Annotated in this window: 3 protein-coding genes; 2 read left to right on the plus strand and 1 reads right to left on the minus strand. The window is 61.3% G+C overall.

All coding sequences use genetic code 11. The features are described from left to right. Nucleotides 1-16 precede the first annotated feature (16 nt). Nucleotides 17-652: an RluA family pseudouridine synthase gene (locus VF672_RS21625; RefSeq protein ID WP_331106701.1), complete on the plus strand. Its 636-nt coding sequence runs from the start codon at nt 17-19 to the stop codon at nt 650-652. A gap of 162 nt (nt 653-814) precedes the next feature. On the opposite strand, the gene VF672_RS21630 is transcribed toward VF672_RS21625, so the two are convergent. Next, on the minus strand, nt 815-4,861 hold the full coding sequence (locus VF672_RS21630) for a hypothetical protein (RefSeq protein WP_331106703.1): 4,047 nt from the start codon (nt 4,859-4,861) through the stop codon (nt 815-817). 208 nt (nt 4,862-5,069) lie between these two features. On the opposite strand from VF672_RS21630, the gene VF672_RS21635 reads away from it, so the two are divergent. After that, nucleotides 5,070-6,164 (plus strand): M18 family aminopeptidase (locus tag VF672_RS21635; protein ID WP_331106705.1); only part of this gene is annotated, 1,095 nt, incomplete at its 3' end.

Here is a 6,164-nt window from a genome sequence, read left to right on the forward strand (position 1 = left end):
GCTACGAGGCTGTTAGATGCCGCTGTCCAACGTTCACATTCTCCATCAGGACGACGCCGTCCTGGTGGTGAACAAGCCTACCCTCCTGCTCTCCGTGCCGGGCCGTGCGGACGACAACAAAGACTGCCTGATCACCCGCCTCCAGGAAAACGGCTACCCGGAAGCGCGCATCGTTCACCGCCTGGACTGGGAAACGTCCGGCATCATCCTGCTGGCCCGCGACGCGGACACACATCGCGAGCTGTCTCGGCAGTTTCATGACCGCGAAACGGAGAAGGCCTACACCGCGTTGGCCTGGGGTCAGCCGACGCTGGACAGCGGGAGTATCGATTTGCCGCTGCGTTATGACCCGCCGACCAAGCCACGGCATGTCGTGGACCATGAATTTGGCAAGCATGCGCTGACGTTCTGGAAGGTGCTGGAGCGCCATGACACGTATTGCCGCGTTGAGCTGACGCCGATCACCGGGCGCTCGCATCAGTTGCGGGTGCATATGCTGTCGATAGGGCACCCACTATTGGGTGACGGCCTTTATGCGCACCCTGAGGCGTTGGCAGCGTATGGACGGTTGTGTCTGCATGCGAGCATGTTGGCGTTTACCCATCCGGTGACGGGTGAGCGCGTACGGTTTGAGTGCCCGGCGCCGTTTTGATCATGCTTCTGATTTTGCGGTGTGTTGTTCTTTTGGATGTCCGAGGCGCGAGAACCCCCTTAACAGCCGCCCCTGCCTAACCATACCCAGGAATCAAAGGTTCAGACAAAAGGTGGGGAGACCATCCTGGGCCTCCCTTCCCTAACGTCCGGTTTGCTCGATTCAGCTGTTGTCCGATTCCGCAGCTTTCTTCTCGAGGGACTGCCTGTCAGCCAGTGTTCGACCCCTTGAAGCCGGACTGGCCAGATAGGAGACCTTTCCGCACAGCAAGTGTTGGACGGCGCTGCTGTCGCCGCCGCTCTCGGGCTCCCCCCAGGTTACTACCCGGCCGTCGGACGTGAGCGCTACAAAGCTGCGCCAGTTGGCATAGATAGCCTGCACATGGTGTAGCTGGGCGAGCACAGTGCTCACATCGCCGCCTGACGCGGTTGGGCCCCAGGCGACCACTTCACCGTTACGCCTCAGGGCGGCGAATGCCCCGAAGTTCCCGATTACCTGAACGATATCGTCAAGCACGGCGATGTCCTTATGGATGCTTCCACCATATGAGCCATCCCCCCAGACAACCACGTGGCCACTGCTTCGTCGAGCCGCGAAGGCCCTGAAGGTGCCGCTGACCTCAACGATATCCCTCAACGAGGCGACCCGGTTAGGCACGGTACTGCCATATTCCGAATTACCCCAAGCCATGACCTGCCCATTGGTCCTGATCAAGGAAAACGCCCCATCGGTGCTGCCTCCCAGCTCCACAATGTCGTTCAGCGCAGCGATTTGCTGTGGCACTTCTCCACCGTCGTAAGAGTAGCCCCAGGCCACCACGCTCCCAGTGGAGCGCAGCGCAGCAAAAGCGAACTTGCTGCCAATGAGACTGGTGATATCGTTCAGCGCTGCGATGGCAGGCGGAACACTACCGCCCCAGTCGGGGTCTCCCCAAGCAACCACCATGCCGTTGCGCCTGATGGCGGCGAATGCTTTAACGTTCCCCTCCAAGTGAGAAATGTCGGTCAGCGTGGCGATTGATGCCGGGACTGTACCCCCATTAGTAGCATTGCCCCATGCGAGAACGTTCCCAGCGGTGGTTATTCCGCCAAATGCAGAGCAGCTGCCAAACACTCGTACAAAGTTCACAGCCGAAACGCCGGGTTCTGAGAGGCCGAGGCGGCCGCCGTCTGCCTCGTTGCCCCAGACCACGACTTCACCGTTCTGGCGTCGAGCGGCGTAAGCGCTGCGCGTGCAACTGACTTCAACGATATCGTCCAGGTAAATAATCGAGGAAGGGATTTGTCCACCATGTGCGGCATTGCCCCAACAGACCACGTCGCCTGTATCCCGACGGGCAACCATCGCGCCAGACCCAGTGCCCCCTTGGTACCCGCTCCCAATGATATTGACTGGATTCAGCGCCACAACGTCATTGCTGGTGCGCACGCGCAGCACAAGCTCGGGGTGTGTATCACGGAAGGTGGTTCCCTGAATCCAGTTGTCGCCGTCGCCTTCGTATTGCCATTGCGCGGAAAGGGCAGCACCCGTCGTGGCCTCGAAAACGCTGATGTGGCGCGGTGCCGACGGTGCCGGGCTGACGCCGGGATTGGACCGGGCGCCCATGACTTTCAATTTACCTGCGCCGATACTGGTCTTGATGTCGTAGATGGCAACAGGCGAGGGGCCTTCCGCGGCGCCGCCGCTGCGCTTGACGGTGTAACTCAGCGTTACGCTGTGGCCGTCGTTGGCAGCAACCGTCGCGTAGCCGATGTCGAACACCATCTCGCCAGCCGCAGTCGCAGTTTTGACGGGTGAAACGCTGCCTGCCCCCGCCTGGCCCAGCCATGAAAGGGTCACTTCATCCCCTGGCTTGAGTTGCGCGCCCGCACGGATGGTCACGTGAGCACCGTTGAGCACGGCAGCGGGGTCCAGCGTCGAGCCGATCGCCTCGACGATGGACGGCGCGGGCAATTGCACCGCAGGTTGCTCTTGCACCGCAAACGTCAGCGGCAGTGAGGGTCGGTCCTTGCCCTGCAACGGCGTCACGATGTAGGTCACCGTCACATTCGCACCGACGTTATTGCGGACTTCCGCCAGCGCCACCTCAAACAGCACGTCTTTGCCGACAGCATTGCCGGTGATGTTCTTGCTGGCGGTGTAAGGTGGCGTCCCTTTGTCGTCCTGCCACAGCATTTCGACGAGGTCTCCGGGGGCCATGCCAGCCCAGGGCGAGACCACGACTTTTGCACCGTCGGGGATTTCCTCAAGCCCAAGAACGCCGTCTTCGCTGCCCGCTACCAAAGGCGCGGAAAGAAGCGGCAACTGCCCCGCGCCCACGCTGAACGCCAGCACATCGGAGTCGCTGCGATGCCCGCTGCCTGCGTGAATCACCCAGTACCAGGTTTCTACCGTGCCGCCATCGTTCGCGGTAATGTCCTCGGCGTACACGTCGAACACCACCGGTTTGTTCCGGGTGAACGAGGTGATGTTGATCCAGTCGGTCACATCGCCGCCCTCGCTGCCGCGCCACAGGTAATGGATTTCATCGCCCACTTCCATAGCGGGATACACCGACACGGTCAGGGTGGTCGCGCCCACTAGCGGGTCGACAACCCCGTCCACCACGCCCGCCACAGTGGGCGCCGGCAGCTCGGCACGGGGCTCACCCACGTTCAGCGTCGTGGCGCGGGCGGACTCGCGTTCGACAATCGTGCCATTGACGTCCTTCGCCAGTATGAAATACAAGCCAAGGGTGCCGCCCTCGATGGCTTTCAGGTGAGTGCCTGCAACCGTAAAGTTGATCGGCGCCTTGCTGGTGGCTTCCCGATTGGTAATGTTGTGCGGGCTCAGCTGCGGGTCGTAGACGGTAAAGTCAGGCCGTGTGCCGATCCACTTCGGGGTGATCTGATCGCCCGCTTCCATGCTGTCGTCCCAGGGGACCTGCACGATCGTGGTTGCGAGTTCGGGATCAAGGGCGCCCTGCATTGCATCCAGGGCAACCGGCGCTGCCATGCGCACCGCTTCGCCGATGACATTGATGTATGCACCTCTGGATTTCGACGTGGTGCCGTCCAGGTGAATCAAACGGTAGGTGAAAACCGCCTGAGTTTGAGCCAGTTGCCGGACGACAGCGTTGGGGATGCCTATCTCGAAAATGTGCGGCAGATTTTCGATCGTCAGTACCGGGGCCTCGTGAACGATTGGCTCACCTTCGGAGGTGGTGCCCATCAACGTCACGACAATCTTGTCGCCCACGACGAAGTCGGCGTTGAAAGGCTCGACAGTTGTGGGCGTCTCCTTACCTGTCAGCGAAGCGGTGAGCTGTTCCAGCATTTCTCGGGTGGTTGCCGCCACAATCTGCACCGTCACCGGCCCGCCCGAAAGCGTGTCCAGATCAAGCATATTGTTGAACGCTTCCTTGACGAACGGTGCGTCCAGCCGTGAGTTGCCTGTATCAACGACGATGCGGATTTCAGCGGCCCAGTCTTCCGAACGGTTTTCCACGATGTCATAGACTTCGTACGTCACGGCCAGTCCGTTGTCGCCCGAGTCGCCGCCTGCAAGAATCACGGCTTCATCGACCGTTATCTCGATCGCATGGCCGACTTCGGCAGCCGTCACCTTGTGATGGATGAACTCGCCCCCCCAGGAGAATCTGATGTCGTCGCCTTCAGCCATCTGCGGATAAGGCTCGATCGAGACCGGTACGCCCGCCTTGGCCGCCTCACCATCCACACCCTCATTGATGACGGCCTGTGGCAGCGTAAATTTGAAAGCCGAATGCCCAGGGGTATCACCGTCCTGATCCTGGCCGCCGGGACGATCGAGCTTCACCAGTATGTGGGTCTCGGCAGAAGTCTCCGGGGTCTGATTCAGCCGCGTCACGCGGTACTGAAGCACGTGATCGCCGGGAGTCAGGCGCACGGCATCGACAAAGGCGGTGACCCGCAGGCTGACCTCCGCCGCGTCGATGAATTCGGTGGTGACAACGGTGCCATTAAGCAGCACCGACACACTGTCGCCCTGACCCATGGCTGACCACGGCGGAATGTAGAGCTGCAGGCCGTTGTGCGGGAAGTTATCCAGCGCTGCGCCATGGTTGATCCCCCATAACGTTTCGCCTGGCTGGGCCGGTGGTTCCGGAAGAGGACCAATGCGACCGGGGATCTCCAGATCATTGAGTGCGGTAGGACCGGCGCGGAAGGGTAAATCTTGCATTGGGGACATGGCGGTTGACTCCTGTCGGTGAATTCCAGGGGAGTCATTGGGCGCCGCTTCGTAATGATCGTCTACTGTCAGAAATGACAGCTTTCCATAGCACCCATTTAACGCTGGACTGGCCATCAGGCAACTTCACAACCAACCCTCACACCCGTCGCTCGCTCCGGCCCGGATTGGCCTGTAAACTCCCGCTCATTGCTGTCTGGAGTAACTTATGCGCGAAGAGTTGAATCAAGGCCTGATCGATTTCCTCAAGGCCTCCCCCACCCCCTTTCATGCCACCGCCAGCCTGGTCCAACGCCTTGAAGGCGCCGGCTACCAGCGGCTCGACGAACGAGAGCCCTGGTACACCGAAGCGGGCGGGCGCTACTACGTCACCCGCAACGACTCCTCCATTGTGGCCTTCAAACTCGGTCGCCTGTCGCCGCTCACCGGCGGCATTCGCCTGGTGGGCGCCCACACCGACAGCCCGTGCCTGCGCGTCAAACCGCAACCCGAACTGCAGCGCCAGGGCTTCTGGCAGTTAGGCGTCGAAGTCTACGGCGGCGCCCTGCTCGCCCCCTGGTTTGACCGCGACCTGTCCCTGGCAGGCCGTGTCACCTTCCGGCGTGACGGCAAGGTCGAAAGCCAGCTGATCGACTTCAAACTGCCCATCGCGATCATTCCAAACCTGGCGATCCACCTCAACCGCACCGCCAACGAAGGCTGGCCGATTAACGCTCAAAACGAGTTGCCGCCGATCCTGGCGCAAGTTGCGGGCGACGAGCGTGCCGACTTCCGTGCCTTGCTGACCGATCAACTCGCCCGCGAGCACGGCCTGAACGCCGACGTGGTACTGGATTACGAACTGAGTTTCTACGACACCCAGAGCGCCGCGGTTATCGGCCTGAACGGCGACTTCATCGCCGGCGCCCGGCTGGACAACTTGCTGTCCTGTTTCGCCGGTCTGCAAGCGCTGCTCAATGCCGATGGCGACGAAACCTGCTTGCTGATCTGCACCGACCATGAAGAAGTCGGCTCGACGTCCGCCTGCGGCGCCGACGGCCCGATGCTCGAACAAGTGCTGCAACGTCTGCTGCCGGAAGGCGACGACTACGTCCGTACGATCCAGAAATCCCTGCTGATCTCGGCCGACAATGCCCACGGCGTGCACCCCAACTACGCCGAGAAGCACGACGCCAACCACGGCCCGAAACTCAACGCCGGGCCGGTGATCAAGGTCAACAGCAACCAGCGCTACGCCACCAACAGCGAAACTGCCGGCTTCTTCCGTCACCTGTGCATGGCCGAAGAAGTACCGGTGCAGAGC

This window comes from Pseudomonas sp., assembly GCF_036387035.1.
GTDB lineage: Bacteria > Pseudomonadota > Gammaproteobacteria > Pseudomonadales > Pseudomonadaceae > Aquipseudomonas.